The sequence below is a fragment of the Chryseobacterium pennipullorum genome (assembly GCF_003384725.1).
GTDB lineage: Bacteria > Bacteroidota > Bacteroidia > Flavobacteriales > Weeksellaceae > Chryseobacterium > Chryseobacterium pennipullorum.
In genome coordinates this window covers 23,242-49,837 of sequence record NZ_QNVV01000008.1, presented here as the reverse complement: position 1 = coordinate 49,837, position 26,596 = coordinate 23,242, and the positions used below count along the sequence as shown (strand labels likewise).

24 protein-coding genes are annotated in these 26,596 nt (G+C 40.9%); 13 read left to right on the top strand and 11 right to left on the bottom strand.

Translation table 11 applies throughout. From position 1 onward, the window contains the following. Positions 1-54: 54 nt before the first annotated feature. The 5 genes from DRF67_RS10420 to DRF67_RS10400 are packed head-to-tail and all read right to left on the bottom strand — an operon-like array spanning position 55 to position 3,176. Positions 55-378 (bottom strand): 2Fe-2S iron-sulfur cluster-binding protein, encoded by a 324-nt coding sequence (locus DRF67_RS10420; RefSeq protein ID WP_115928246.1) that lies wholly within the window; start codon positions 376-378, stop codon positions 55-57. A gap of 5 nt (positions 379-383) precedes the next feature. Continuing rightward, positions 384-1,436, bottom strand: a complete 1,053-nt coding sequence (locus tag DRF67_RS10415; RefSeq protein WP_115928245.1) for an NAD(P)/FAD-dependent oxidoreductase — start codon at positions 1,434-1,436, stop codon at positions 384-386. A 1-nt stretch (position 1,437) separates the two neighbouring features. Continuing rightward, on the bottom strand, positions 1,438-2,007 hold the full coding sequence (locus tag DRF67_RS10410) for an NADPH-dependent FMN reductase (protein WP_115928244.1): 570 nt from the start codon (positions 2,005-2,007) through the stop codon (positions 1,438-1,440). A 6-nt stretch (positions 2,008-2,013) separates the two neighbouring features. Then, positions 2,014-2,514 carry a DUF2480 family protein gene (locus DRF67_RS10405; protein WP_115928243.1) on the bottom strand — a complete coding sequence of 167 codons (501 nt, stop codon included), beginning with the start codon at positions 2,512-2,514 and terminating at the stop codon, positions 2,014-2,016. Positions 2,515-2,546: 32 nt separating this feature from the next. Next, complete coding sequence (locus tag DRF67_RS10400; protein ID WP_115928242.1) at positions 2,547-3,176, bottom strand: superoxide dismutase; 630 nt, start codon at positions 3,174-3,176, stop codon at positions 2,547-2,549. Positions 3,177-3,370: 194 nt separating this feature from the next. On the opposite strand from DRF67_RS10400, the gene DRF67_RS10395 reads away from it, so the two are divergent. Then, positions 3,371-3,991, top strand: a complete 621-nt coding sequence (locus DRF67_RS10395) for a helix-turn-helix transcriptional regulator (RefSeq protein ID WP_115928241.1) — start codon at positions 3,371-3,373, stop codon at positions 3,989-3,991. A gap of 41 nt (positions 3,992-4,032) precedes the next feature. Here DRF67_RS10395 and DRF67_RS10390 read toward each other — a convergent pair whose 3' ends face one another. Beyond that, complete coding sequence (locus DRF67_RS10390; protein ID WP_115928240.1) at positions 4,033-4,656, bottom strand: RNA polymerase sigma factor; 624 nt, start codon at positions 4,654-4,656, stop codon at positions 4,033-4,035. A 251-nt stretch (positions 4,657-4,907) separates the two neighbouring features. Here DRF67_RS10390 and DRF67_RS10380 point away from each other — a divergent pair, with 251 nt between their 5' ends. The 8 genes from DRF67_RS10380 (at position 4,908) to DRF67_RS10345 (ending at position 15,294) form a co-directional block, all read left to right on the top strand. After that, positions 4,908-5,849: a FecR family protein gene (locus DRF67_RS10380; protein ID WP_228435781.1), complete on the top strand. Its 942-nt coding sequence runs from the start codon at positions 4,908-4,910 to the stop codon at positions 5,847-5,849. A gap of 55 nt (positions 5,850-5,904) precedes the next feature. Next, on the top strand, positions 5,905-9,195 hold the full coding sequence (locus DRF67_RS10375; RefSeq protein WP_115928237.1) for a TonB-dependent receptor: 3,291 nt from the start codon (positions 5,905-5,907) through the stop codon (positions 9,193-9,195). Between the two features lie 316 nt (positions 9,196-9,511). Continuing rightward, positions 9,512-10,804, top strand: a complete 1,293-nt coding sequence (locus DRF67_RS10370) for a hypothetical protein (RefSeq protein WP_115928236.1) — start codon at positions 9,512-9,514, stop codon at positions 10,802-10,804. Positions 10,805-10,879: 75 nt separating this feature from the next. Beyond that, the gene (locus tag DRF67_RS10365; RefSeq protein WP_115928235.1) at positions 10,880-11,803 is read left to right on the top strand and encodes a T9SS-dependent choice-of-anchor J family protein; all 924 of its coding nucleotides are present in this window, start codon (positions 10,880-10,882) and stop codon (positions 11,801-11,803) included. 161 nt (positions 11,804-11,964) lie between these two features. Continuing rightward, positions 11,965-12,708, top strand: a complete 744-nt coding sequence (locus DRF67_RS10360; RefSeq protein ID WP_228435780.1) for a hypothetical protein — start codon at positions 11,965-11,967, stop codon at positions 12,706-12,708. Positions 12,709-12,714: 6 nt separating this feature from the next. Beyond that, positions 12,715-14,061 (top strand): S41 family peptidase, encoded by a 1,347-nt coding sequence (locus DRF67_RS10355; RefSeq protein WP_115928233.1) that lies wholly within the window; start codon positions 12,715-12,717, stop codon positions 14,059-14,061. Positions 14,062-14,139: 78 nt separating this feature from the next. Further along, complete coding sequence (locus DRF67_RS10350) at positions 14,140-14,409, top strand: hypothetical protein (protein WP_115928232.1); 270 nt, start codon at positions 14,140-14,142, stop codon at positions 14,407-14,409. Between the two features lie 168 nt (positions 14,410-14,577). Beyond that, positions 14,578-15,294, top strand: a complete 717-nt coding sequence (locus DRF67_RS10345) for a sterol desaturase family protein (protein ID WP_115928379.1) — start codon at positions 14,578-14,580, stop codon at positions 15,292-15,294. Between the two features lie 126 nt (positions 15,295-15,420). On the opposite strand, the gene DRF67_RS10340 is transcribed toward DRF67_RS10345, so the two are convergent. Beyond that, entirely contained in the window at positions 15,421-15,843 is a 423-nt protein-coding gene (locus DRF67_RS10340; protein WP_115928231.1) for a MarR family winged helix-turn-helix transcriptional regulator, read from the bottom strand. A 50-nt stretch (positions 15,844-15,893) separates the two neighbouring features. Here DRF67_RS10340 and DRF67_RS10335 point away from each other — a divergent pair, with 50 nt between their 5' ends. Continuing rightward, positions 15,894-18,152 (top strand): excinuclease ABC subunit UvrA, encoded by a 2,259-nt coding sequence (locus DRF67_RS10335; RefSeq protein ID WP_115928230.1) that lies wholly within the window; start codon positions 15,894-15,896, stop codon positions 18,150-18,152. A gap of 95 nt (positions 18,153-18,247) precedes the next feature. Here the strand turns inward: DRF67_RS10335 and DRF67_RS10330 are convergent, their stop codons facing one another. Together DRF67_RS10330 and DRF67_RS10325 are read right to left on the bottom strand one after the other, a co-directional pair. After that, positions 18,248-18,631 (bottom strand): nuclear transport factor 2-like protein, encoded by a 384-nt coding sequence (locus DRF67_RS10330; protein ID WP_115928229.1) that lies wholly within the window; start codon positions 18,629-18,631, stop codon positions 18,248-18,250. 67 nt (positions 18,632-18,698) lie between these two features. Further along, the gene (locus DRF67_RS10325; RefSeq protein ID WP_123912722.1) at positions 18,699-19,271 is read right to left on the bottom strand and encodes a Crp/Fnr family transcriptional regulator; all 573 of its coding nucleotides are present in this window, start codon (positions 19,269-19,271) and stop codon (positions 18,699-18,701) included. 161 nt (positions 19,272-19,432) lie between these two features. On the opposite strand from DRF67_RS10325, the gene DRF67_RS10320 reads away from it, so the two are divergent. Next, complete coding sequence (locus tag DRF67_RS10320) at positions 19,433-20,032, top strand: hypothetical protein (RefSeq protein ID WP_115928227.1); 600 nt, start codon at positions 19,433-19,435, stop codon at positions 20,030-20,032. Positions 20,033-20,034: 2 nt separating this feature from the next. Here the strand turns inward: DRF67_RS10320 and DRF67_RS10315 are convergent, their stop codons facing one another. Together DRF67_RS10315 and DRF67_RS10310 are read right to left on the bottom strand one after the other, a co-directional pair. Next, on the bottom strand, positions 20,035-20,583 hold the full coding sequence (locus DRF67_RS10315; RefSeq protein WP_115928226.1) for a TetR/AcrR family transcriptional regulator: 549 nt from the start codon (positions 20,581-20,583) through the stop codon (positions 20,035-20,037). Between the two features lie 873 nt (positions 20,584-21,456). Then, positions 21,457-22,341 carry a cupin-like domain-containing protein gene (locus DRF67_RS10310; RefSeq protein ID WP_115928225.1) on the bottom strand — a complete coding sequence of 295 codons (885 nt, stop codon included), beginning with the start codon at positions 22,339-22,341 and terminating at the stop codon, positions 21,457-21,459. 235 nt (positions 22,342-22,576) lie between these two features. Here DRF67_RS10310 and DRF67_RS10305 point away from each other — a divergent pair, with 235 nt between their 5' ends. Together DRF67_RS10305 and DRF67_RS10300 are read left to right on the top strand one after the other, a co-directional pair. After that, positions 22,577-23,872, top strand: coding sequence for an Ig-like domain-containing protein (locus DRF67_RS10305; protein WP_115928224.1), 1,296 nt, complete (start codon positions 22,577-22,579; stop codon positions 23,870-23,872). A 123-nt stretch (positions 23,873-23,995) separates the two neighbouring features. After that, positions 23,996-26,563, top strand: a complete 2,568-nt coding sequence (locus tag DRF67_RS10300; RefSeq protein ID WP_115928223.1) for a M1 family aminopeptidase — start codon at positions 23,996-23,998, stop codon at positions 26,561-26,563. Positions 26,564-26,596: the final 33 nt, after the last annotated feature.

Here is a 26,596-nt window from a genome sequence, read left to right as displayed (position 1 = left end):
CAGTTTCAACAATTTATAGATATCATAAACTGTGCAAACTTTTATTTTGACCTGCTAATGACCTGCTATTCTTACAGAAAGCCCATCCATCTGGGCGGTCAGGTAGATCTGGCAGGCTAACCTGCTGGTGGCGTCGGAATTGAACAGTTCAGAGAGCAGTGCTTCCTCTATATCACCTTTCTCCGGCAGTGCAATCGTTTCCTCATTGATAAAGCAGTGGCAGGTGGCACACATAGCCATTCCACCACACATCGCTTCCATTGGAAGATCATAAGCTTTGCAGATATCCTTTAAAGTCAGTCCCATGTCCACGGGGCAGATCAGGATATGCTCATCACCATTCTGATCCGTTACTGTGATTGTAATTTCATCTTTCATGCGAATCAGTCAATGGTGGCTACAACTTGCTTTTCTGCCTGTTTTCTGGACCCGTCGAAACCTTCAATACCGCTGACCGTCGTATATTTTAAAACAAATTTCTTATTGGGATTCAGTCTTTGGTAGATACTCTGGCAGGCAATGGCAGCTTCGTGGAAGCCACAAAGAATAAGTTTCATCTTATAAGGATACGTATTGATATCACCTACAGCATAAACCCCTGAGATATTCGTTTGAAAATCTGTACTGTTATCTACTTTTATCGCATTTTTCTCCAGCTCAAGACCCCAGTCTGACAAGGGGCCCAGTTTGGGTACCAATCCGAACAGAGGAATGAAGTGGTCGGCTTCGATGGTCTGAATTAGCCCTTCTTTTTCTACAACAATCCCACTGAGATGAGTATCCCCGCTTAGTCCGATAACTTCGGCCGGTGTTATCAGGCTGATCTTACCTTCATGTTTTAGCTTTTTCACTTTTTCAACCGAATCCAGAGCTCCCCGGAATTCATTCCGTCTGTGAATCAGGGTGAGGGAAGAGGCAATTTCGGCAAGATGTATTGTCCAGTCCAGTGCAGAATCACCGCCGCCTGCTATGACAATACGTTTTCCGGCATAATCTTCAGGATGTTTCACAAAGTAATTGACTCCTTTGTCTTCATAGTCTCCAATATTCTCAATAGGTGGTTTTTTGGGTTCAAAACTTCCCAGTCCTCCGGCAATGATGACTGCTTTGGCCCTGTGTTTTGTTCCTTTATCTGTAATGACTTCAAAAAGGTTTTCCTCCAGCTTAAGCAAATGAATGGCGGTTTCATTGAAAGTAAAGCCCGGTTCAAACTGTTTAACCTGTTCGTAAAGATTATCAACAAGTTCACCCGCAAGAACACTGGGGAATCCGGGAATATCAAAAATGGGTTTCTTGGGATATAATTCTGACAACTGGCCTCCCATCTGTGGCAGTGCATCTATAATATGGCAGCGCATTTTGAGAAGGCCGGCTTCAAATACCGTAAACAACCCTGCAGGGCCGGCGCCAATGATCAGTATATCTGTTTCTATCATGTTATGAGTGATTTATTATCGTTTTTTCAATTTTTTTCGTGGTTGCAATACTGATAAGCTTATCAAACTTATCAGCATAGAATGATGAAATTTCTGTTGTGCTGTTGATATTGAACAGGGAAGGCCGTGCAATAGGAACACTAAAGGGGACAGGCCATGCGCGTAATGATTTGGCAATGGCATCCATCGCATTGATTCCCTGCATGGCCTGTAAACCGTCTGCCCAGCAAACCATACCGACTGTTTTATCAGTAAGGTAAGGCTCATATCTGTTGGCGGTTACCTCAAGCCAGTCGAGGCAGTTTTTCATGACTCCGGGAATGCTTCCATGATAAAGAGGAGCCAGCCAGATATGGAGGTCGGCATCCGTAAACATCTGCGTCATGCGTTCTACCGCCAACGGTGTTTTGGTAAGGGTGACATCAAATAAAGGGATGCCGGAATCTGCAAGGGTAAAAATATCAGTCCTGATCCCGAGCTTTTCCAGATGCTCTGCAAAGTAACGGGAAATATATCCTGAAGTAGACTCGGTTCGTCTTTCCAGAGATCCATTGAAGATGATCGCTTTCATACTGTTTTATTTTTTGAAAATTACTTTGGGAAGTCCAATCTCACCATACATCAGGCTTTTTACCAAAGGTTTCAGAAGCCCCGTTGCCAATAAGTACAGTGTCGGATCATGCTCTGCTTTTGCCCTAACCACTACTTTCTGATCTTTATAATGTTTCAGATCAGCATAGGTGAGGCGTCTTTTCCACAGATCCAAAAGAACCGTTCGGGCATCATTCAAATCGGTGTAAACGGCATATGGTGATAGCTTTTCCATGAGCAGCATATAAGCCCAGGGAGGAATGATGGCTTCTGTAGAGCATACGATGCCGACCGCTTTTTCATGATACACAGAAAAGTCTGTAGCGGCAATTGATTCTTTAAATTCTTTCTCTTTAACGATCATGCCCATAAAAAGATGATCTTTGATATCCAGCTCTACAATGTCTGTAGTCGGTTTATAATCTGACAGGTCAAAAGCTATAATTCCTGAAGCGGCAGCTTTGTTGACGAAAGTTTGAGAGTCCATTTGTTGCAATATTTAGGTGCTGAAACGCTGGTTTATGATCTTACTTTGGCAAGAGCTTCCTCATATTTTTTCTCTACAGAAGACCAGTCTAGGACAGACCAGAATGCATCAAGATAATCTGCTCTTTTATTCTGATAATTCAGGTAATAAGCATGTTCCCATACATCAATACCAAGAATAGGAAAGCCTCTGTTCATAGAAAGGATATCCATCATTGGATTATCCTGGTTGGGCGTGGAGCTTACTGCAACGGAACCATTGAATTTTACGTACAGCCATACCCATCCGGATCCGAACTGCGCAAGGCCCGTCTTTTTCATCTCGGCTTTTAATTCTTCAAGGCCTCCAAAAGTAGATATAATAGCGTCATTAAGCTTGCCTTCAGGCTGAAGTTTGGGTTGCGGAGAAAGAATTTCCCAGAATAATGAATGATTATAATGACCGCCACCGTTATTTCTAACTGCCGGACTGTATTCACTTACCCGTTGTAGTAGGGAATCCAGATCAGGATTGGTTTCAGCAGTCTGTTCCAGGGCCGTATTCAGATTATCTATATAAGCCTGATGATGACGCTGGTGGTGAATGGTCATTGTTTCTTTATCAATAAAAGGAGATAATGCATCATACGCATACGCAAGCTGAGGTAATGTAAATGGTTTCATTCTGTTTATTTTTTTGATTATTGTATCGCAAAGGTAACAATATATTTAAATAAAACAACTTAATAGTTGTTTTATTATTTTTAGTCAGATTCAATCAAACTTGTTGTAAGTGATTGATATAATAAGTAATTACAAACATTATAGAAAATGACTATATTTGTTGTTGAAAAATAAAACAACCTAAATATTGTCAAATGAAGAAGTCGGCAGCAGATCGCATTCTGATGTTTTTAAAGATGAGAGGAGAAGCCACTTCGCTTCTTATCTCTGAAGAACTGTCCATCACCAAAGAGGGAGCGAGAAAGCATTTATTGAATCTTGCCCACGAGGGATTGATCCAGCCTGTTGTAAAAAGCGAAGGGGTGGGCCGTCCGTCTACTTACTATATCCTGACTGAAAAGGGCTTTGCACAATTCCCGGATACCCATGCCGAGGTAACGGTGCAGCTGCTGAAGTCGGTCAAAAATCTATTGGGCGAAAATGCGTTGAATTTATTGATCAGCGACCGGGAAAAGAATACCCACGACCGTTACGAAAAGGCAATTTCCAATACGGAATCTCTTGAAGAGCGTCTGGAGGTTTTAGCTGAGGCCCGCAGCCAGGAGGGATATATGGCCGAATGGAAAAAAGAAGGAAACGACTATTACTTGATCGAAAACCATTGCCCCATCTGTGCGGCAGCCATTGAATGTCAAGGGTTCTGTCGGGCCGAATTATCAAATTTCCAGTCCCTCATCGGTAAAGATTATACCGTAGAAAGAATAGATCATATTATTTCCGGCGGTCAACGCTGCGTCTATAAAATCAGCCGGTAATGTATAGGCTGTAATTTCATTATTGTTTAATCCTGAAGTCTCTATCTCGTCAGGATCTCCATCAGCAATAGAATTGAAACCAGCTTTTTCGAAGAGGTATATTCCGGATTCAGCTGTTCCCGGATTTCACCCAGCGCTTTACTTAGCTTATTGCTTACCGTTTTATTACTTATTCCCAACGCTTCTGCGGTTTCATTAACTGACATATTCTTCCGGATTCTCATATCATAAACCTGTTGCTCTGTAGTAGGAAGATTTCCTACGACCTTATCAATCATCGACAGCAAATCTGAAATCTCATGATCCTCCAGTATTTCAAAATAATCTGTATCTGCCATATCAAGTTCCACGGGAATATCAAACTCATCGATGCGTAATGTGGGTGGAGCTTTTTTATAACTGTTATAGCAGTCGATAATCCGGTAATGAAGATGCCGGAGAAGATAGCCTTTTGCACTTTCTGAATTATCGGTTTGTATGGAGTCTGTATGTTCCAGGATCTTCATCCACAGGTTTTGCAGGATCTCCTCTGAAATTTCTTTATCCTTGGTCCGTATAAATACAAAACGGTAAAGACAATCCCAGTATCGGTCATACAGCAGCATAAATGCAGGACGGTCGCCTGATTTTATTTTCTTTAATAAGGTATGGTCTGTTGCGCTCATATTGTTGCAGCAAAATTACCTAAAGGAAAATTAACTTTTTGTGAACTTTGGTTATACTAAGGTTAAATATTTCTTCAAAACAGCACATAAATATGAATGTAATGTTTAGTAATTGTAAAAAAGGTTGAAAGTGCGACGCAAAATGTTGGGTATGTGAATAGAATATTAAGAATCCTCCGGGGAAGTTTTTCATTTTCACTGTCTTATAGATAGAAGTATCAGTGAATATCATGAAAGACGCTATGAAACGTATGTCATATAAAAATAGGGAAGCCTTTGTTTTCAGACTTTGGGAACGGGAAGTTTCCGAAGGTCCAATCTCTGAAAAAGAAAATGAGCTTTTACAAAAATGGAAGATCCATGCAGAAAAGGAGCTGGATGAAGTTCATCTGAAAGAATCCAGAGAAAAGGTTTTATTGGAACTTGAATCGTATTGGAAGGCGTCAGCCATTGTATCCGGAAAAGCTGTAAAGGGCTTCAGAACATATGCATATAAAATAGCAGCTGTTATTATTCTGCTTTTATCGCTGGGAGGTATTTTTACCTACACGGAATTTATAAGGCCTGATGTCTACCTTGCAGAATCCGGGGACCGAATAGTTCACCTGAAGGATGGGTCTACCGTTACCTTACTTCCCGGAGCGGAACTTACTGTAGCAAAATCTTTTCCCGGGTCTACCAGGGTAGTGGACTTAAAGGGAGATGCTCTGTTTTCTGTCGCTAAATCAAAGAAACACCCTTTCATTGTTCATGCAGAAGGGTTCAGCACTAAGGTGCTGGGAACCATATTTAAAATTTCGCAGTCCGGGAAGAAAAAGGCCGTAGACCTTTATGAAGGAAAGGTGGCTGTGTCCTCCCCCGGAGTTCCTGTCTCTGTGCTTCAACCGAATCAGAAATGGACCAACTTCGGGGTGCCTCACACTGCAGCGGTCATTTCATTGGTTTCGGGCAAGGTTTCAGGGAAAAAAATTGCGGAACTGCTGTCACTAAGCTTTAATGATGTGCCTGTAAAAGAAGTGATCAGAGTGCTGGAAAGCAATTACAGCACAGAAATTCACTACCCGAAGGAAACAGAAGATAAAAAAATCACCGCAGATTTTACAGGGGGAACCGTAGGGGAGAATATCGAAGCGCTGGCCTTTATCTTGGGTCTCGAAATACAGAAAAAAGGAAATACCTATATCCTGAAATAGCCAACATAAAAATAATAATCAGATAACCTTATAAACAAAAAGAGAACACTCAAGTATGAAAAGTATGAAATGTGGTTTTACCATTGCAGCCTTATTTTTTACGGTAGCCGCCGAAGCTCAGGAACTGGTTCAGAAAGTATCATTTTCTGTGCCTGCCAGCAGACCGTTAATTGAAGTATTGGAAGAATTTGCAGGAAAAACCGGAATGCGGCTGGCCTATTCACAAGTAGACATTAAGGAGCTGAAGGTAAAAGGGGTAAAATGTGAAAACACTTCTGTAAATAACTGTCTGAAAGATATCATCGGCAGACTTCCGGTTGTATTCCGCCTGCATGGGGATCTTATTTCAATAAAATATGAAGGTACTCAGGCTGCAGCACCGGGAAACGGCCGTATTTCCGGAAAAATAGTTGATGAGGTGGGAAGCCCTGTCGTTGGAGCGGAAGTTCATATTGCCGGCAGAACTGCGGTAACGGATAATAACGGCGATTTTACCTTAGATCTTCCATCAGGAACGTACCAGCTCACGATACGGGCACCTAAATACAATACCCTCCGGGTAGAAAAGCTCCCCGTTACAGGGAGAGAAACAAATACTGTTTCATTTGCTTTAAACCGGGCTTCAGATAAAATAACAGATATTCAGGAAGTTGTAGTGACTGCAACCCGTAAAGCAGATACCCAGGCCGGATTGCTCGCATTACAGAAGAAAGCAGCACAGATGAGCGATGGTATTTCGGCTGAACAGATTTCTAAAACCCCTGATAATGACGTAGGGGGAACACTGAAAAGAGTAACGGGAATTACCACAATCGATAATAAATATGTGGTGGTACGTTCCATGGGTGAGCGTTGGAATACCGCAGCCATGGACGGAATCAATCTGCCCAGCACGGAAGCTTATAACCAGAATTTCTCTTTTGATATCATTCCTACGGCAATGGTAGAAAGTGTGATTGTAAGCAAATCGGCCACCCCGGACATGAATGCCAGCTTTGCAGGTGGTTATGTAGAAGTACGGACCAAAGATATTCCCAATGAGAATTTCACCACAATAAGTACAGGAACATCCTATAATGATCAGACGGCATTCAAAGAATTCCTGACCCGGAAGCGGGGGAAGTATGATTATTTCGGATATGATGACGGAAGCCGTGATTTTCCCAGAGGGCTGGAAGCCATGGACTGGAATAACCCCAGGTTTTTTGAGCAGTCTAAACAGTTTACGAATGACAACTTCAGTACGTACAGAACCAGAGGGGACATGGGATCCAATCTTCAGCTTGCCCTGGGAAGAACCTACGCCCTGAAAAATAATAACAAATGGGGATTTGCCGGAGCATTGATCCTGAGAAATGAACAGAATAAACTGGATATAGATCATACGGGGAGAGGAAACTGGCTGGATACGACAGGAATGCCTGATGCCAACGGACAGATTCCGTTTTATAATTTCAAAAACAGTGGAGGTTCCTACAATTATAATTCTACGCTTGCAGGAATGCTGAATTTCGGTTTGCAGTGGGGAAAAAACAGGGTGTCATTCCGTAATTCCTATACCCATATTTTTGATAATACCCTCACCAGGGTAACAGGCTGGAATGAATATACCACCGGCAGCGGAATGGCGTCCAATGCAGAGTTAGCCTATAATTATTTTTATCATGGGATTATTCCCAATAATGATCCTTCGCAGATTCAAAACTTGGACCGCCCGTACACTGATAATATCAATTATCCCGTTTTTCAGTCCCTTCTTCAGAACAAACTGGAGGGAAATCATAAAATAGGAAATACGGAGGTCAGCTGGTTTGCAGCCCGTACGGGAGTAGCATCGGATACCAAGGATTATACGCAATACATCACCCGGTATGATTTTATCGGAAATGAAATTCTGGCCTTTCATAAGATTTACAATTCCGGAGCGGATTTCTACAGGGGATATATAGAAAACAAAGAAACAGATTACAATTATGGAGCTTCTTTCAAATGGGATATGGATGCCGGAAGTTTTAAGAATAGCCTTAAGACAGGCTATGCAGGAACCATAAAAACCAATACCAATCAACAGCAGAAGTTTTTTCTTCGGGTGGATGAAAACCGGGACGTTCCCAATAGCGAGAAGAATTATTTGACGATGTATGGTTCTCTTGCCGATTGGTTTAATGGATCTCATTATGTTCCGGGTGGTATTGGATGGGAAACCAAAGGACTTTATAAAAATGACAAGTACGAAGGAGAAGTGAATCAGCATGCGGTTTATATCATGTTTGACAACCGCTGGAAAAACAAATTAAGGCTCGTCTGGGGACTTCGTGCAGAATACTTCAAGTACGATATGATTTCCCAGCAGCTGGATCCCGCAGATTCAAAATATATTACCCGGACAACAATAGAGGAAAAGCCTTGGCAATGGATGCCGTCTGTGAATTTTACATACAGCCCTACCAATAAAATGAACCTTAGGCTTGCCTACAACAAATCGGTGATCAGACCGCAGTTTAATGAAAGAACGGGGCTGCCTTATTTTGATCCTATTGCTAACGGATTGATCTATAATACGGAAATGACCTCCTCAGTGATTAACAATTATGATTTTAAATTTGAATGGTTTCCCGGACTGGGAGAAATATTCTCAGCAGGGCTGTATTACAAAAATATAGACCGGCCTATTGAGCGGGAAGGACATATTTCCAGTGAAGGAAATCTGTATCTGTATAATGGGAACTCCAAAAATGCAAAACTGATCGGTGTAGAAGCCGAGGTCAGAAAGAATTTAGCCTTTATCGCGGAGTCTCCTTTCCTGGAAAAACTGTTCGTAAGCGGGAATTTCACCTATAACCATACGAAAGTAGTGGCTTTCAGAGACCTTTATAAAACAGGAGATCATGACGAAACCTATGAGGTAAAGCGGCCACTGTACGGACAGACTCCTTATGCGTATAACCTCGGGCTGATCTACGACGGTGACCGGCTGGGATTAAGCTTTTTGTACAATGCCAAAGGGGATCAGTACATCACCGTAGGATACGCCTATAAAGGAGAGGAGATCCAGCGCCCTTATGCGGTAGCAGATGCCCAGATTTCCTATAAATTCCTCCGCAACAAAAATTTTGAATTGAAATTCAATGTGCGGAATCTCTTCAATAGAGTAAAAGAATACTATAACAACTTCAATTCATACCTCGCCGCCAAAGATGGGCCGGGAAGTACAGTAGGGACAGAAAGAGAAGGCTGGGAGCTTCTTCCGGGAGCAACAGACAGATATGATAAAAATATTGACAAAATTATGTTCCGGGCTTACAGTGGAAGAATGTTCAGTGTAAGTGTGAATTATACCTTTTAGAAAAGGTTTCCGGAGATCGTGATATAAGAAAGAATTCTCAATAGATAGACCTCTACAGGTTTCGGAAACCTGATCATGAATCGGAAAAGTACTGATATGGCGCCCATCAGTAACGGTTCAGAAAAAACCGGACGTTAATAGCTTTTCCCGGGTATTAACGGCTCTTATGGGAACTTCCGCAATGCAGCTCCTCCTGTGGCGATGGAAGACTATTAAAAAACCAAATCGAAGGGATAGAGGCAGATATTCCTGAATATTAAAAAACTGATCAGGCCCCAAAAAATAACACGGCCGGATTCACTAAAAATTATAACAAATGAAAAGACTAACTCTAATTGCAGTGGCAGCATTATCTCTTACAGCTTGTCAAAACGATCACCTGGCAGATTCATCATCTCCATTCGAAATGAAGCCTACTTCTGCTGAATACCTTACCGCTTCGGCTCTTCCTGTAACCAGCGTAAGCGGTGCTATTACCTCCAATACTACATGGAGTGGAGTAGTAGAATTAGATGGAATTGTAACCGTAAAGAACGGCGCTACTTTAACGATCCAACCGGGGACTTTCATTAAAGCAAAACCAAACACCAGCAATACCGCTACCGGAGTTTTGGTAATTTCTAAGACAGGAAAAATCAATGCAGCAGGTACAGAAGCACAGCCAATCATTTTCACAAGCTACAAATTGCTTGACGGTAATGAGGATACGACTGCAGCTCCCGGTGATTTCGGAGGGGTTATTATCTTGGGAGATGCTCCTACCAACACTCCATCTACAAAAACTGTAGAGGGATTAACAGGTCCTGATTTCTATTACGGAGGTACCAATGCTTCTCACAACGGGGGAACATTGAAATATGTACGTATCGAGTTTGCCGGATATGATCTTTTGGCTCCCAACTCAGGAAACGAAATCAATGGTCTTACTTTAGGAGGAGTAGGAAACGGAACTACTTTGGATCACATTCAGGTATCTTTCGGTAAAGACGATTCTTTCGAATTCTTCGGGGGAACCGTAAATGCTTCCAACCTGGTTTCTTTTGCAGCGGATGATGATAATTTTGATTTCGATAACGGATACACAGGAACTATTACCTGCGCATTGGCGTTGGCAGATTACAATTCTACACACAGTCTTAGTGGATCAAGCCCGGACTCTAACGGTATAGAGCTTGATAACAACGCAGACGGTTCTTCTACATCATTGCTAACACACCCTGTGATCAACAACCTTACCATTATTGGTGCTAAAAACACAGCGAAAGGGGCTTTGTATGAAAACGGAATCCACATCAGAAGACACGGAAGATTGACACTAAACAATGCTGTGGTTACAGGATATCCTGTAGGAATCAAAGTGGAAGGAACAGGTTCTGAACTTTCTTCAGCTTCAACGTACAACACGATCAAGATTCATGGATTCAATACTTCGGTTACCGGTACAGGTACAGCAGGAATTCCTGCAGCCAACCTATTGACGGGTACTCCTGCATCACTTTGGGGGATGAACCAGCCGTTCTTCAACGAAGGAAGCTGGAATGTATCGCCAAGAAACTGTGGAAACTTCCAGGGACTTTGGACGAAATACAATTTTTCCATTGTAGAATAAAAAACTTTAAAAAGCAGGAAACGGCATCTGCTGTTTCCTTGCTTTTATTATTCAAAAATTTTAATAATCAGTGCTATGAAAAAAATAATTTTATCATCTGTTCTTTTCTTATCTCACTTTGCTGCAGCGCAGACTATGGTGTGGGGTAATTCTTTTGACACTCCTGCTGATCTCCAGGACTGGACTTTCCATGATCTGAATAACAACGGCAACGGTTGGGTACAGGGACAGAATATCTACCACAACGGAACATCTCTGGCTTACGGAACTGCCGGAGTACTGCGCCATTCTATCAGCGTGGTTCCTACTGGAAGCGCTACAGGGTTTATAGCTGAAAACGACTGGATCATTTCTCCCGCGATAGATCTTACCTCTGCTGCCGGAACCATTACTTTAGCAGCCTATATCGGAAGACAGAGAACGACACATACCATTGTAGCCAGAGATCTTTACATCTTTGTAAGTACTCCTCAGAAAGAGGTTCCTGCATTGGCTGATTTTCAGGCAATGACTGTAGATGCCGGTGGAAATGATATTCCAAGCCCTTACAAAATACAGGTAGGAGATTCTGCCAACCCTTTCCCTGCAGACCTTACCCAGTTTGTAGAATCACTTGTTGACCTTTCTGCATTCGCAGGTAAGAAAATATACATCGGAATGTGGGCCAACAGAAAATCCAGCGGTAATAATATACAGAACATCAATATTGATGAAATGGGTATTTTCGCGACGTCATTTTTAGGAACAAACGAGGTAAAGAGAAATAAAGTTTTAACACAAATAGGAGAAAATCCGGTAAAAGAATTATTGCAGCTGCAGCTTAATCCGGCATTGAAAGAAAATACAACGATAGTCAACATTTACAGTACGACAGGACAGAAAGTACTGACCACTCAGTATTCCAGAGGGATCAATATTGCAGGTCTTGCATCAGGAATGTATGTTGCTGAAATTACAGACGGGAAAACTGCAGAAAAGCTGAAGTTTATTAAGAAATAACGGCTGTACCCTTTAAAACTGATTGAGAAGCACCATGAAATTTAATATACAATAATGGGTAACCTGAAGGTTATTCAGAACATATCCAACTAGTTTTTTTATAATTATGTATTGCCCTGCTTATCGGGTGGGGCAATATTTCTAAAAATGAAATAAGAAAGATGAATAAGATCTTTGCATTACTACTGTTTTGTACCCTCATCCTTGCATGCACAGACCAAAATAGCATGGAGCTGTATGACCGGTCACAGAAACCCGGAGTTGTTAATATCAAAGGATACTCAAAACCTGACGGACTTCAACTGAGGTTCAACGGAGAGCCGGTATCTATTGATGGTAAGACCTCATACACCAATAAAATAGAAACACAGCTTCAGTTTGTCCTGGATCAGGGCGAGACCAACAAACTGGGAATATATAATCATGAAACAGGGGCCGAAATCGCCAAATACAGCATTACCTATGACAATATTGATGACTATAAAAATCTATATTTCTTTAATCTTCCTGGAATTTTCCTGCAGACATACGTGGTAAAACCGCAGGTGAATCTGGGAAAAGTAGGCTTTGAATTTATTTTTCCCAATCTGGGCGAATATTCAGGATCGGCTCTGAAAAACGTAAAAGGCGTTTTAAAACGGGAAAACGGAATGGTTCTCGCAGAATTTGATGTCATCGGAAAGGACAGCTTTTCAGAAGTGAAAATCTACAGCTTCTTCAGCTCAACGGCGCCTGTCTATCTGGAGCTGTACAAGCCGGGAACTCTGGAACCGTACGCCGGTGCTTCCGCTATTAAGGTGACCATAAAGCAGCATATGGGCGCCAACCTGATCGTTCTCCAGGAAAAAAAAGAAAACGGAGTATGGACCGTTAAAGGAGATATTGATGTGACCGAATACCTTTGATCAGATATGACCTATTTTTTTAAGATTCAGCTGGTGTTCATCACCATACTACTCATCTCATGCACAAATAATGATGATAACATACCTGTTTTTCCTGACGGGAGTACAGAATCTGTGAATGTATGGGTTCAGGACAGCATGAAAAGATATTACTACTGGGCAGATCAGATGCCTGCCAAACCGGATTACCACCTTCCGGTAAAAGATTTTTTCAAGAGCCTGCTTGCTCCCAAAGACCGGTTTTCTTTTATCGTCAATACCGAAGATTCTTCTACATATCCGCGTTCCATAAGGAATATGTACGGCTTCGATTATACCATTGTTCAACGTGCAGACGGTACTGTCGTTACCGTTGTTAAGCTGGTGCTCCAAAACTCTCCGGCATTCAATGCCGGGCTAAAAAGAGGGATGGTCCTTACCAGAATCAACGGTAAACTGATCACAGCATCGAATGCGGAAGCGCTGGCATCTGCGATTAAAGACCAGACCAGCGTGGAACTCACTGTCGGAAACTGGAATAACGGCGCTGTTGAAAACGAAAAGACGATTACCGTATACTACGGATTTTCTTTTGAACAGCCGGTATTGTCTAAAATATTTTCCAAAAACGGAAAAAAAACAGGATACCTCTATATCTATGATTTTCCCGACGGTATGACGCAGGTGCTCAATCAGAAGTTTGCAGAATTTAAGTCGGCAGGTGTACAGGAGCTGATCCTTGACCTCCGATACAATTATGGCGGATCGGTATCCTCTGCAGCCGCTCTCTGTACACTGATCCCATCAGGGATATCTTCAGATTCTCCATTTATCATCTTCAAAGGCAATAAAAATGGGGGTGAAGTGAAAAGAACCTTTGCCCGGCAGATTAAATATGATCCCAAAGCGCTTGATTTTGCTGATCTGAGAATGAATGCGCTAGGATTATCTAAGGTGTACGTTCTTACTTCCAACAGTACGGCGTCGGCAGCTGAGATTGTTATCAATAATCTCAAACCTTATTTGCAGGTAATTCAGATCGGAGATGTTACTTTGGGTAAAGATATGGCTGGGTTTACCATCGAAGACCGGCGCAAACCAAGGAAAATTTCGTGGCAGATTCATCCTGTCGTTTATAAAGTTGCTAATGCCGACGGCGTGGGTGAGTACAGCAATGGAATCTCGCCACAGATCACTGTCAATGAATATGGATCACTGCCATTACTGCCTTTGGGAGATCCGGAGGAAACTTTGATATCCTCAGCCCTGAACGGCGGATCTGTAAAAGCAGGTAAAGAACCAGGAAGCAGCAGCGTGAAAATTTTGTATCAGAGCGATGTTCCTTCGGCAGCAGTTGGAAAACAGTCTTTGTAGGCTGAAGATCTCCGGAAAATTCACTTCTCGTCAACACCATAATCAAACACCAGATTAATCATAAAATACATTAAAACCATGCAGGGAATAGAACCAAAACTTCATATGAGCCTCACCAGCCGCATCGAATATTACCGGCTGTTGATCGAAGCAGCAGATGATCCTGAAAGCCGTTCTACCGATGTAGTTACGCAGATTTCAGAATTGGGAGATCTCTACGAAGAATATCTGCTTAATAAAAAGAATCTTGAGAAAAGCATTAAAAATTACCGCGCCTACCATAACGACCTCAGAAAAAAACTTACGGTAAGGCTCCGGGAGCTGAGACGGAAAGAAAGACAGAGATAAAACCAGGATGCATACAATAAAGGATTGAGGGATCACCAATGAGTCAGCAGCTTAAGGTCGTTCGGCCAGTTATGAGGCACCATTCTACTTCCTTACAAAGTTTTGTTTTATGGGATTTTACAACAATTTTCATACATTTATGACATCAAGTTGAAAGATCATGCATTTATGAATGAGACGACAGTTTCCGATCTATTGCTCATGTTTTGGCAGTTTTCGTGGCCACAGTGGATTGCGCTGAGTCTCGTGATCAACATTGCTTTGTATCTGTTTTCGATAGGGCTCTATATTTTTATTGAAACAACCTGCCGCAAAATAAAGCTTCAGGATAAGAATCATCCTGTTACCTGGTCAGATTTTTATCTCAGTCTTTTTACCGTAGTCTGCAACAGCTTGGTCATGCTGGCCGGCGTTTTCCTATGGAAAAACGGATGGATTATGCTTGGCGAAAATCAGGAAGTAAGATGGATCATAGTTGAAGTTGCAGCATTCCTCTTACTGATGGATCTGCTGATGTATTTTTTTCATTACGCCGCCCATTCGCCTTTTGTATATAAACTTCTGCATGGAAAGCATCATGAGCATGTAAGTACCAATTTTTTAAGTCTTTTTGTTCTGCATCCTTTCGAAACCCTGGGCTTTGGAATGATGATGCTTATTTTGCTGATGGGCTATAACTTCTCTGTGATTTCTATTTCAATATATCTTTTGCTTAACCTGATCTGGGGAACCATAGGACATCTGAACAGAGAGTTTTTTCCGGCTTCCTTTGACCGGTTATTAATCGGAACGACCCGGTTTCATAATCAGCACCACCTGGACGAAACAAAGAATTTCGGATTTTACACTTCTATCTGGGATCGCTTATTTGGAACCTATAAGTAAGAAACCCCGGGGATTATTTTGTATGGATGTTTAAAGGAAACCTTAACTTCTAATACATCCAACTTACCTGGTTTTTTTGTTTCTTTTTTGTCATAAAGATTGGAATGGGAGACAAGGCTGGAATAGTTAAAATTGTATATGCGTCAGAACCTTGCTCAGCAAATCATTAAGCTGCTTCAGTTCAGCAGCACTCAATATTGCGGAGGTCTGGCGGGTCATATGTTCCCTGAACGTTTCAGAATTTTCTACCAGGAACCTTCCTTTTGCAGTCACCGACAGATTAAATTTTCTGCGGTCTTTTTCATCCTGATGCTGGGTAAGAAAATCGTGGGCGAGTAAAAATTTTAACTGTTTCGAAATCGCTGCATGGCTGATCTTAAAGGCTGATGATATTTCGGTTCCGGTCACTTTATTTTTCCGGGCAATAAACTCAATGATATTGTAATGGGCTGCCGTTACCCCGTTGATATCACCTCTGTTCATATGAGCCAGAATCAGGCATTGAAATTCTGTAAACGTGTTAAAAAACTCTTTTTCAATAGGTTTCATAAAATATTTACTTAACTTAGTTAATAATTAATAAAGTTAATCATTTTAAAATGGAAAATATAGAAATTACCAATGCCAGGCAAAATAATCTCAGAAATATTTCCATAAAAATTCCAAAAAACAGGATTGTGGTTTTTACGGGGGTATCCGGTTCCGGCAAATCTTCTCTGGTTTTTGAAACCATTGGAGCGGAGGCCCAGAGGCAGATCAATGAAACCCAGAACAGTTTTGTACGAAACCGTCTGCAGCATTATGGTATTCCTGATGTGGATAAAATTAAAAACCTGAATGTTCCCATCATTATCAACCAGAAGAGATTGGGCGGAAATGCAAGATCTACGGTAGGAACTGCTACCGACGTTTATGCCGCATTGAGACTGCTTTTTTCAAGAATGGGAAGACCTTTTGTAGGATATTCCAATGTATTTTCGTTTAACAATCCTCAGGGAATGTGCCCGGAATGTGAGGGACTGGGATTCATCCAGACCCTGAATATAGATAATCTGATCGATCAGGCAAAGTCTCTGAATGAAGGCGCCGTAAGATTTCCGACTTTCCAGCCGGGAGGATGGCGCCTCACAAGGTATACCATGTCAGGATATTTTGATAACGACAAAAAAATAAAGGATTATACTGCCAAAGAGTGGGAGATGCTGCTGCATGCCGAAGAACATAAACCCAGACATCCTGATAAAGACTGGGGAAAAACCGTAAAATATGAAGGAATTATCCCACGAATTGAAAAGGCATTTCTTACCAAAGATTCTAAAGAAAATATAACAAGGAAAGACGCGCTGAAGAATGTGGTGGTTACCAAAACCTGTCCCTCATGTGAAGGAAAAAGGTTGAATCCGAAAGTATTATCATGCCGCATTGAAGGAAAGAACATTGCCGACTGTACGGCCCTTTCTATCGAAGAGCTTACAGAATTCATTGCAGGTCTGGAATCAAAAACCTATGAAACCGTCATCAAAGAACTTCTCACGAAACTCAGGAATATCGTTACGATCGGTCTTCAGTATCTGACATTGGACCGAAGGACGGACACGCTTTCCGGAGGTGAATCCCAGCGTATAAAAATGGTCAGAAACCTGGGCAACAGCCTTGTTGATCTGCTGTATATCTTCGATGAGCCCAGTATCGGTCTTCATCCTAAAGATTTACAGAAGATCGTATCCATTATTCAGCAGATTAAAGATAAAGGAAACTCTGTTTTAATTGTGGAACACGACCCCGATATCATCAAAATGGCAGACTGGATCATCGATATGGGCCCGGGGTCAGGGAAAAATGGCGGGGAAGTAGTTTATGAAGGAACATTTGAAGGACTTAGAAATTCGGCCGGAAAAACAGGGGCTTATTTTGCAGAAAAACCATCTATTAAGAAAAAGAGCAGGAAAGCAAAGGGATATCTGACAATAAAAGATGCCAGTCTTTATAATCTTAAAAATATCAGTGTGGAAATCCCGAAAGGCGTGATGACTGTAGTGACAGGAGTGGCCGGCTCGGGGAAAAGTACTTTGATCAACCGTGTGCTGCCAGATTTTTATGATGACCTGACAGTTATAGATCAGTCTCTTTTTGCAGCGGGTATCCGCTCCAACCTGCTGACCTATTTAAATATATCTGATTACATAAGAAAGCTTTTTGCCCAGGCGAACGGGGTCTCAGACAAGCTGTTCAGCAGGAACAGCGAGGGCGGCTGCAAAAACTGCAGAGGATTAGGTGTCGAAAAAATAGATCTTGCCTTCATGGACGACATCGAGCAGCCCTGTGAAGTATGCGGCGGCTCCGGTTTTGATCCTAAAGTCTTAGACTACCTCTATCATCAAAAAACTATTGTGGAAATTATGAATATGACCGTTTCAGAAGCGGTACATTTTTTTACTGATGAGCTTATTCTCAAAAGCTTAGATACGATGATCAGACTGGGACTGGATTATCTTACGCTGGGCCAAAGGCTGGACAGCTTTTCAGGTGGAGAAAGACAACGCCTGAAGCTGACCAAAGAGCTTAAAAATACCAGCCAGATTATTGTTCTGGATGAACCCAGTACGGGACTGCACCCGAAGGATACCCAAAAGCTGCTTTCTTTTTTTAATACCCTCGTCAGCCAGGACAATACCCTGATTGTCATTGAACATAACCTTGATATTATTGCCCAGGCAGACTGGATTATAGATATCGGTCCGGAGGCAGGAAAATACGGAGGCAGAATTATGTTTGAAGGAACTCCTGAACAGTTGCTTACCGATAAAAAATCATCCACTGCTGAATTTCTGCGAAAACATATGGAACATGATATATAAACCATTAGGATCAATTGACATGGGTGAAGTAGATGCATCATCATCTTTTTCAAACCAATTGATCCTAATATCAGCTGATGACAAGATTCTTATTTCTATATCTCAGATCCCAGATTTTTTTCAGCGTGATTTCCTTCCAATAAAAGAGTGAGTTCATTGCATCGTACAATTTTTTGGTCCCGGATGGTAAATTCTGCCATCACCTGGTGCAGAGCATAGCTTCCGTCCTTTAGGAATGATTTGGCAATATGCCGGGTAAAAATCGAATCTCCGTTTTCTGCATAGCTTACGATGTCGATATGCTGTTCTGCAACTTTTTCTTTCAGCTTTTTGATGTGCAGAACAAATTCTTCATAATGCAATTGCTGGTGGTCGACGGTTTGGACGTAATCTCTTGAAAAGTATTGTTCAATCAGTGACTCGTCAAATACAGGATTTTCTAAAACATGAGTGAATACCTGACGGATAAAATGGATCATATTGTATGTAATTTGATGCAAAGTTATAGCCGGTAACAATCGTTAAACGATAACAATTGTAAAGAAATCACCTTCGGTTCCGGATTCTACTCAGGGAAACACTGGTAATACCCAGATAAGAGGCAATATAATGCTGTGGGAAACGCAGAAGAAGCTCTGGCCGGCTGTTCAGGAGATTTTCATACCGTTTTTGGGGAGAATCTTTAATAAAGGAAACCAGCCGCTTACTGAGCTCCCCGAAACGTCTGTAAAAAAGGATATTAAACTGTTGTTGAAAGTCTGGATCTTCCAGCAGTTTCCGGAATGTGCCTATTTTTAGTTCGTACACTGTAACAGGCTCCAGTGTTTCAATGACAAATTCACTTTTGCTTTCATTCAGAAAGCTGTCAAAAGAAGCTACGGCCTGATTTTCCGTAATGAACTCCAAGGTCAGTTCCCTACCATCGTGAATAAAAAACTCTCTCAAGGCACCATTTTTTACAAAAAACAGGGTGGTAGAAATTTCCCCTTCGCTAAGGAGAATTTTTTTTGCAGGATACTGAACTTCAGGGAGTACATGAAGGTGAGTTTTTAACAAGGCAGTAAGATCTGGTATATGCATGGCAATGATAATGACAAAGATAATAAAACAGTTTTCCAAGTAGAATAATTAAAGACTTAATAATAAGATCTCTCGCGTTTAAACGTTAATACGGCTGGACTTCAATCATTATCTAAATTATATAGTATTACAATAGGTCGATTTAAATATTTTTCCCAATTTGCATAAGTAAACAATAAAGATTCCAATTTCTACCCTGTATGAGCTTATTTCCGCAGATCTTAACCGATGAAAAAGTAAATGAACGCCATATTGATTTCAGGAACGCGCTCTTTGAACTGGATCAGAATACTATCGGTCCGGAGCATATTCAGACGTTAATGAAACTCTACGGCGCAACGAAACAGATTGACTACCGCAATAAAATACTGAAACTCCTGTATGACCATAAAGCGCCTGAACTAAAGGCTTTTTTTGAAGCCGCCTATAAAAAGGAAAGGTTCCTGGATATGAAAATATATGCTTTGCGCGGGCTTGCTCAGTTTGCTGAAGAGAAAGAAATAGAAAAATTAGTAAGTAAGCTTAAAGCAGTATTGGCCAAGAGGGAAGAGACTACTCCCTACAATTATCAGGAATATGAATTGCTCAGAGGAAAAAATGCTCTGCCTTTTCTGGTTCAGCAGTATCATTATGCCTCACTTAAAGAATTGATGGAGCAGGCAGATAAACAATATGAAAGAATGCCCGAAGCCTTTAAAGGACATTTTACAACTGATGAAAAAGGAGAAATCATCAATCTGAGAACTGCCGGCGAAAGCTCAAAATTAATAGCAGCCTTTTTTGCCCAGCAAAAAATGTGAGTCTATTCGTTTTTCCTTAGTGAATCGTGGAGAATATCTTTGACAATGGTTTTAGATTTTTCAATAAGTTCATTAGATCTGTAGAGCTGGCTCGTAAGGATGCAGCTTTCAAAAAGAAGGTAGATGTGGTCTGAGATCAGATCATCCTTAATATCTGTATTAAAGGCATCCCGCAACGTTTTTTTGTGCTGCCGGATGACATGATGAAGGTCTGTCTTCTCAACCGGTATTTCAGATAAAATGTTCAGAAAGCTGCAGCCCCTGAAATTTTCTTTTTTATTCATGTGGATCAGAAAATCAAAGGATTTCAAAAACTTTTCTTCAACGGTTTCAGCATCAGATATAAAGTTTTGCAGTTCTGAAACCCAGTATGCATATCGTTTATCCAGAAATTCAATACATAGATCGTCCTTAGACCTGAAGTGCTGATAAAAACTTGCTTTTGAAACAGCAGCATCTTCAATGATCTGGTTGATGCCGGTATTGTTGTAACCCTGTTGGTGAAAGAGGATCATTGCTGTGTCTAGTATCCGTTCGCGGGGTCGGGGCATAAGGTAAAGATTTGCACAAATGTAAATAAAATATAAAAAGGAAAAAATTGCCAATTGTATACGATCGGATGATTCCAGTCTTGAACTTTTGTATACTTTTACTTCAAGGCAAAATATAAGCGATAAAAATGAAGTTTCCCACGGATTTCACAGATTTCACAGATTCTTGAGCATATTTTGCTTAATACTTTTGGCGGTCGATCGTAAGGAAGCGGCCGTAAGTACACTTTTGGTTGACCTAGGAATAAGGAGCGTAATAAACCTTTTAAGGTTCGCCGATTCAAATAAAAAAATAAAAAGTCAGAGGCAAAATTGGTCTTGAATCCGTTAAAAAATTTCCAGTGTTTGAGCATGGCTGGAATATTGAATCGAAGAACTAAATATGAATCCATGCGAGTTTGGAAATTTTAGGAGTCAAGATCAATTTTTAGCGGATGATTCCAGTCTTGAACTTTTGTATACTTTTACTTCAAGGCAAAATATAAGCGATAAAAATGAAGTTTCCCACGGATTTCACAGATTTTCACAGATTTTTTAGCATATTTTGCTTAAGATTTTTGGCGGTCGATCGTAAGAAAGCGGCAGTGAGTAAACCGTTGGTTGACCTGGGAATAAGGAGCGTTAATAAAATTTGTTTTGAACCCGTTAAAAAATCCAGCGTCTGAGCAGAGTTACACTATTTGTGTGAAAAAAGAGGAAGTTTTTGAGATCTTAGGACTTAATCTCGAATTTTAACGGGTGACTCCATCAAGAACCCAGTATGCGTTTTTTGAAAATATTCACCGGCTATGGTAAGAAAATTTATTGATATGAGTAAATTTATATAGCCGGTGAATAGTATAAGGTGTTACGTCACGGTGAATATGATGGACGTTATTTCTTCGGAAGTCCTCTTTTTAAAGCAATATTGGCTTTTTCAACAGCTTTTCTTTCTTTCCAGTCCATATACCTTTTTTTGTACCGGGCTTTCATGAAGTTATCAAAGTTACGCTGTACAGTCAGATTCCATAGAGAATGTGCCTTTACCGCCCAGCTTTTATCCCATGCCCGAAGAGAAATAGAAAATGAACCATCCAGGTATTTCATCCAGTGCCACCAGCCGGTAGGCATGAACAGAGTATCGCCATGTTCCAGATAGCATTCAATACCTTCAATACCATCCAGTGCAGGAAATTTTTCAAAATCAGGATTAGAGATATCGTAATCTTCCAGGGCATACGTTGCATAAGGAAGCTTATACAGACGGGTTTTCCATTTGTATTCAAAAAGGAGAACATGCTTTCTTCCGTTGAAGTGAGTATGGAAGATGTGAGGCATGTCAATATCATAATGCAGGAATGTCACAGAACCCTTACCTCCAAAAAACATGCTTGGATACTTATCCAGAAATCCACCCATCAGATTCTTGGGCGGAATATAATCATCCAGTAGTTTCGGGGCAAATTTAATCGGATCGAAAAAGAAGATTCTCAGATCAGTTGGCTCCCGCTGGATCATATCGACATAGTCTCCAAAAGGCATTTGTGTGGTTGGGGTATTGATGGGGGCTGCAGGATCAGCCTTTGCACTGTCATATAAAGGAACCACTACATCGCCCACCACCTCTTTCATGTACTCCATTGTCCATTTTTGATATGCCGGCCACTTCTTTGCCATATTCTTGATTACCACTGGCTTACATGGCTTTAGATATTTTTCACGGAAATCTTCTTGTGAAATGTCATCTACAATATCAATTGGTTTAAGGAATATTCCCATTCGTTTAAATTATCAGACAAAATTATTAAATATTTATGAAAATTGATAAAGTAGGATATGATTTATTTGGAATTAATATAAATAAATAAAATCAGGAACTCCGGCCCTGATGCCTATTATTATATAAAAATGATTTTTTCCTTTGTTTATACGAAAAATTAAAGACCTGCCCTTTAACAATAGGTGTTGTAAAATCATAGAATTGTGCGTATACTTGTCGCCTTTAATAATTTCCATGAAACGAATCATTACTGTTATCTTTTCCCTTGCTTTTGCGGGAATGTACGCTCAGAATTCCACTGCTGTTTTCACCTCTGATATAGACAATTTTTGGAATGCCTATGACCATATTAATAAAACAGATGATTTTTCTGAAAAAATAAGTCTGATAAATAAGCTTTACATCGGCAAAGGAACAAAAGGACTCAAAGCATTTATGGAGGCAAGAGCATATACTGATACTGTTTTTGTGAAGACGATCGACAGCTATCCGAAGTTTTGGAATTCAATCAGGCCGAATACCTTGAGTGTAAAGGATAAAGCTGCCGAAATGAACAGCTCAGTGAACAAGCTCAAAGAACTTTATCCCGATCTCAAAGAAGCCGAAATGTATTTTACTATTGGCGCACTCAATTCCGGTGGGACGGTAAGTGGCAACAAGGTGTTGGTAGGAACCGAAATTGCAACAGGCACTCCAGATACTGATGTTTCGGAATTCCGGGGAAGCTGGCTCGATGGATTTTTTGCCCACCAGTCACTCGATAATATTGTCTTTTTGAACATTCATGAATATATCCATACCCAGCAAAACGGGAGCAGCAACAGGCTTTTGAATCACTCAATAAAAGAAGGGTCCTGTGATTTCATTGCTGAAACCGTTATGCAGAAACCTCTTCAGACCAAATATATGGCATATGGAACGGCTCATGCAGAGGAGACTAAAGCTTTATTCAAAAAAGAAATGTTTGGAAACAGTTTTGCCAACTGGCTTTACAATGGAAAAGAAAAAGGGGAGCGCGCAGATTTGGGATATTATATAGGATATGAAATCTGCAAATCGTATTATCACCATGCTATTGATAAAAAAAAGGCGGTAAAAGATATTATTGAACTGAACTACAGTGATGATCATGCCGTTGAAAACTTTCTTGAAAAATCGAAATTTTTCAAAGAGAAAATTGACAAGAATAAACTGATCGCCGCATACCGTAAAAATAGTGTAGATATTGTAAAAACAGAACCTGCGAATGGTTCTCTACAGGTAGATGCGGACACCAAAGAAATTAAAATAACCTTCTCAAAAGAAATCATTCCCAACCAGTACTCGATCAGTTTTTCTGATAAAGGAAAAGAAAACTTTCCGATCACTAAGATAATCGGGTTGGAAAATAACGATAAAACCCTTGTTTTAGGAGCTGATCTTAAAGCTGACAAAGAATATGAATTTATACTGACCAATAAGAAATTCAGCTCGAAAGACGGATATCCTCTGAAAGAAGAGAAGGTCCATGTGAAATTCAGAACCAAGTAAATGAGTGTACAAAAACAGGAAGATCAATCACTTTCAGTGATACCGGTACCCGTCATAAAAACAAACCCTCGCTATTGCAAGGGTTTTGTTTTGCATCACAATTCCAATCCTTATATTTGAATTATGAAAAAAACAGGTATACTCGCAGTATTTTTAGTCGCTTTCAATAGTGGATATCATGCCCAAATGAAATCTTTACCTCAAACAGAAGCCGGAGTTTCTTATGAGCTTGCTCAATTCAGAAAAAATACACTCAGTGAAATTACATATAATCTTCAGCTGAAAATTCCTGAAAATAAATCAGAAAGAATCTCTGGAACAGAGGTTCTCTCTTTCGATTTTAAGAAACAAAATAATGCTCCGCTGCAGATTGATTTTAAAGAAGATCCTTCTTCTCTGATTGCTGTTTCGGTGAACGGTCAATCCATAAAACCTGTAGTTGAAAACGAACATATCATCATTGATGCAAAATATCTGAAATCCGGAGCCAACCAGATTCATTTTAATTTTCTTGCCGGAAACGGCGCCCTGAACAGACGTGACGGATACCTGTATGCTTTATTTGTGCCGGATCGCGCGAGAACCATGTTTCCATGTTTCGATCAGCCTAACCTGAAAGCGAAGTATTCTTTAACGTTAACGATTCCTGAAAAATGGAGTGCCATTGCCAATGGCAAACTTAAAGAAACAACGATTCAGAAAGGACAGAAAACCCTGGAGTTTGCCCAGTCGGACCTGCTTCCCACCTATCTGTTTTCTTTTGCTGCCGGCGATTTTAAAAATTTTACAGAAAAAATCAGCCAGCAGGATTCCAGAATGTTATACCGCGAAACCGATTCCGTGAAGATCAAAAACAGCATGGATTCTATTTTTACCCTGTATCGAAATTCTCTTGATTATTATGAAAAATGGACAGGAATCACACATCCCTTCCAAAAGCACGGAATGGTGGTCATCCCGGATTTTCAGTTCGGAGGAATGGAGCACCCCGGAGCCATCTTATTTCAGAATTCCACCCTGTTTTTAGATCAGAATGCGACCCAAAATCAGTTGAATAACCGTTCCAATCTTATTGCCCACGAAGTTGCCCACCTCTGGTTCGGGGACATGGTAACGATGGATTGGTTCAATGATGTATGGATGAAAGAAGTCTTTGCCAATTTTATGGCGGATAAAAGTACCGGAGCTTCTTCTGATCAGACGGTATATGGTCTGAAATTTTTAACGACTCATTTTCCTGCCGCTTATGGGGTAGACCGTACATTAGGAGCCAATCCGATCCGGCAGGTCCTGGATAACCTGAAAAATGCAGGTATGATGTACGGCCCTATTATTTACAATAAAGCTCCTATTATGATGCGTCAGCTGGAACTGTTGACAGGCGAAGAAAATTTCAAAAAAGGAGTGAGCGAATATCTTAAAAAATATGCCTACAGCAATGCCACATGGCCGGATCTGATTGCCATTCTGGATAAACATACCCCGGAAGATCTCCAGAGCTGGAATAAAGTATGGGTGAATGACCCGGGCAGACCCATTATTGATTATAATGTACAATACAATGGCAACACCATTAAACGTTTTACGGTCTCTCAACATCCTGAATATGGAAAAGAACAAAAGATCTGGCCGCAAGAGTTTGAGATCAGTTTATTCTATGGAGATAAAGTAGAAAAAGTAAAGGTAAAATTATCTGGAGAACATCAGGAAATAGCAGAACTGAAAGGCAAGACAAAACCGCTTTTTGTCCTGCAAAACTCATCAGGAACAGGATACGGCGTGTTTAAGACAGATAAAGCCATGATGCCTGAGTTCTCTTCGATAAAAGATCCGATAGCCCGTGCCAGTGCCTATATTTCGCTGTATGAAAATATGCTTAACGGTTCGGGAACGACTCCACAGGATACATTCCGTTTCCTTGCAGAACAAATATCAAAAGAAACTACCGAGCTGAACCTGCGACTGATTACCGGATATATTTCTGCAATATATTGGAATTTCTTACCTGAAAATATACGGCTGCAAGAGTCGGCAGGTCTGGAAAACGTTATTTGGAAAGCAATCCAGACTCAAACGGCAAAAAATAACAAGAAAATTCTATTTGACAGCTATCAGGGGGTATTTAGAACCCGGCAGGCGTATGATAACCTGCATACCATCTGGAAATCCCAGACTCCGCCAAAAGAGGTGTCGCTCAATGATGAGGATTTTACAAGCCTTGCTCTTTCCTTATCTTTACGAAATCCGGACAATAGTGGTTTATTGCAGGAACAACTGACCAGAATCAAGAATCCGGATCGTATCAACCGTTTTAAAATCATTATGCAGGCGGCTTCATCAGATCAGAAGACACGTGACGATTTTTTCAACGGTCTTATACAAAGGCAGAACAGGGCCAATGAATCTGCGGTAGGAGCTGCGCTGGGCTACTTGCACCATCCGCTGAGACAACAGACCTCTGTGCAGTATCTTCCGAAGACTTTGGAGCTGTTGCAGGAAATACAACAAACAGGTGATATCTTCTTCCCAGATAACTGGCTGCGCTCCACATTCAGCAGTTATCAGGATCCAAAAGCTCTTGAAGTGGTGAATCAGTTCCTGTCACAACATCCCGACTATAATCCAATTTTGAAAAATAAAATTCTGCAGGCAACGGATAATCTGAAGAGGGCTCAAAAGCTGGTGAAATAGATGGATATCAAAATCTCAAAGTCCTTTATTACA

Coding starts and splice junctions, on each gene's coding strand:
- DRF67_RS10330 (WP_115928229.1), bottom strand. CDS start 18,631: ATGATCCATTTTATCCGTCAGGTATTCACTCATGTTTTAGAAAATCCT.
- DRF67_RS10305 (WP_115928224.1), top strand. CDS start 22,577: ATGAAACGAATCATTACTGTTATCTTTTCCCTTGCTTTTGCGGGAATG.
- DRF67_RS10310 (WP_115928225.1), bottom strand. CDS start 22,341: ATGGGAATATTCCTTAAACCAATTGATATTGTAGATGACATTTCACAA.
- DRF67_RS10335 (WP_115928230.1), top strand. CDS start 15,894: ATGGAAAATATAGAAATTACCAATGCCAGGCAAAATAATCTCAGAAAT.
- DRF67_RS10380 (WP_228435781.1), top strand. CDS start 4,908: ATGTCATATAAAAATAGGGAAGCCTTTGTTTTCAGACTTTGGGAACGG.
- DRF67_RS10415 (WP_115928245.1), bottom strand. CDS start 1,436: ATGATAGAAACAGATATACTGATCATTGGCGCCGGCCCTGCAGGGTTG.
- DRF67_RS10420 (WP_115928246.1), bottom strand. CDS start 378: ATGAAAGATGAAATTACAATCACAGTAACGGATCAGAATGGTGATGAG.
- DRF67_RS10320 (WP_115928227.1), top strand. CDS start 19,433: ATGAGCTTATTTCCGCAGATCTTAACCGATGAAAAAGTAAATGAACGC.
- DRF67_RS10400 (WP_115928242.1), bottom strand. CDS start 3,176: ATGAAACCATTTACATTACCTCAGCTTGCGTATGCGTATGATGCATTA.
- DRF67_RS10355 (WP_115928233.1), top strand. CDS start 12,715: ATGACCTATTTTTTTAAGATTCAGCTGGTGTTCATCACCATACTACTC.
- DRF67_RS10300 (WP_115928223.1), top strand. CDS start 23,996: ATGAAAAAAACAGGTATACTCGCAGTATTTTTAGTCGCTTTCAATAGT.
- DRF67_RS10375 (WP_115928237.1), top strand. CDS start 5,905: ATGAAAAGTATGAAATGTGGTTTTACCATTGCAGCCTTATTTTTTACG.
- DRF67_RS10390 (WP_115928240.1), bottom strand. CDS start 4,656: ATGAGCGCAACAGACCATACCTTATTAAAGAAAATAAAATCAGGCGAC.
- DRF67_RS10360 (WP_228435780.1), top strand. CDS start 11,965: ATGAATAAGATCTTTGCATTACTACTGTTTTGTACCCTCATCCTTGCA.
- DRF67_RS10410 (WP_115928244.1), bottom strand. CDS start 2,007: ATGAAAGCGATCATCTTCAATGGATCTCTGGAAAGACGAACCGAGTCT.
- DRF67_RS10370 (WP_115928236.1), top strand. CDS start 9,512: ATGAAAAGACTAACTCTAATTGCAGTGGCAGCATTATCTCTTACAGCT.
- DRF67_RS10405 (WP_115928243.1), bottom strand. CDS start 2,514: ATGGACTCTCAAACTTTCGTCAACAAAGCTGCCGCTTCAGGAATTATA.
- DRF67_RS10365 (WP_115928235.1), top strand. CDS start 10,880: ATGAAAAAAATAATTTTATCATCTGTTCTTTTCTTATCTCACTTTGCT.
- DRF67_RS10395 (WP_115928241.1), top strand. CDS start 3,371: ATGAAGAAGTCGGCAGCAGATCGCATTCTGATGTTTTTAAAGATGAGA.
- DRF67_RS10315 (WP_115928226.1), bottom strand. CDS start 20,583: ATGCCCCGACCCCGCGAACGGATACTAGACACAGCAATGATCCTCTTT.
- DRF67_RS10345 (WP_115928379.1), top strand. CDS start 14,578: ATGAATGAGACGACAGTTTCCGATCTATTGCTCATGTTTTGGCAGTTT.
- DRF67_RS10340 (WP_115928231.1), bottom strand. CDS start 15,843: ATGAAACCTATTGAAAAAGAGTTTTTTAACACGTTTACAGAATTTCAA.
- DRF67_RS10350 (WP_115928232.1), top strand. CDS start 14,140: ATGCAGGGAATAGAACCAAAACTTCATATGAGCCTCACCAGCCGCATC.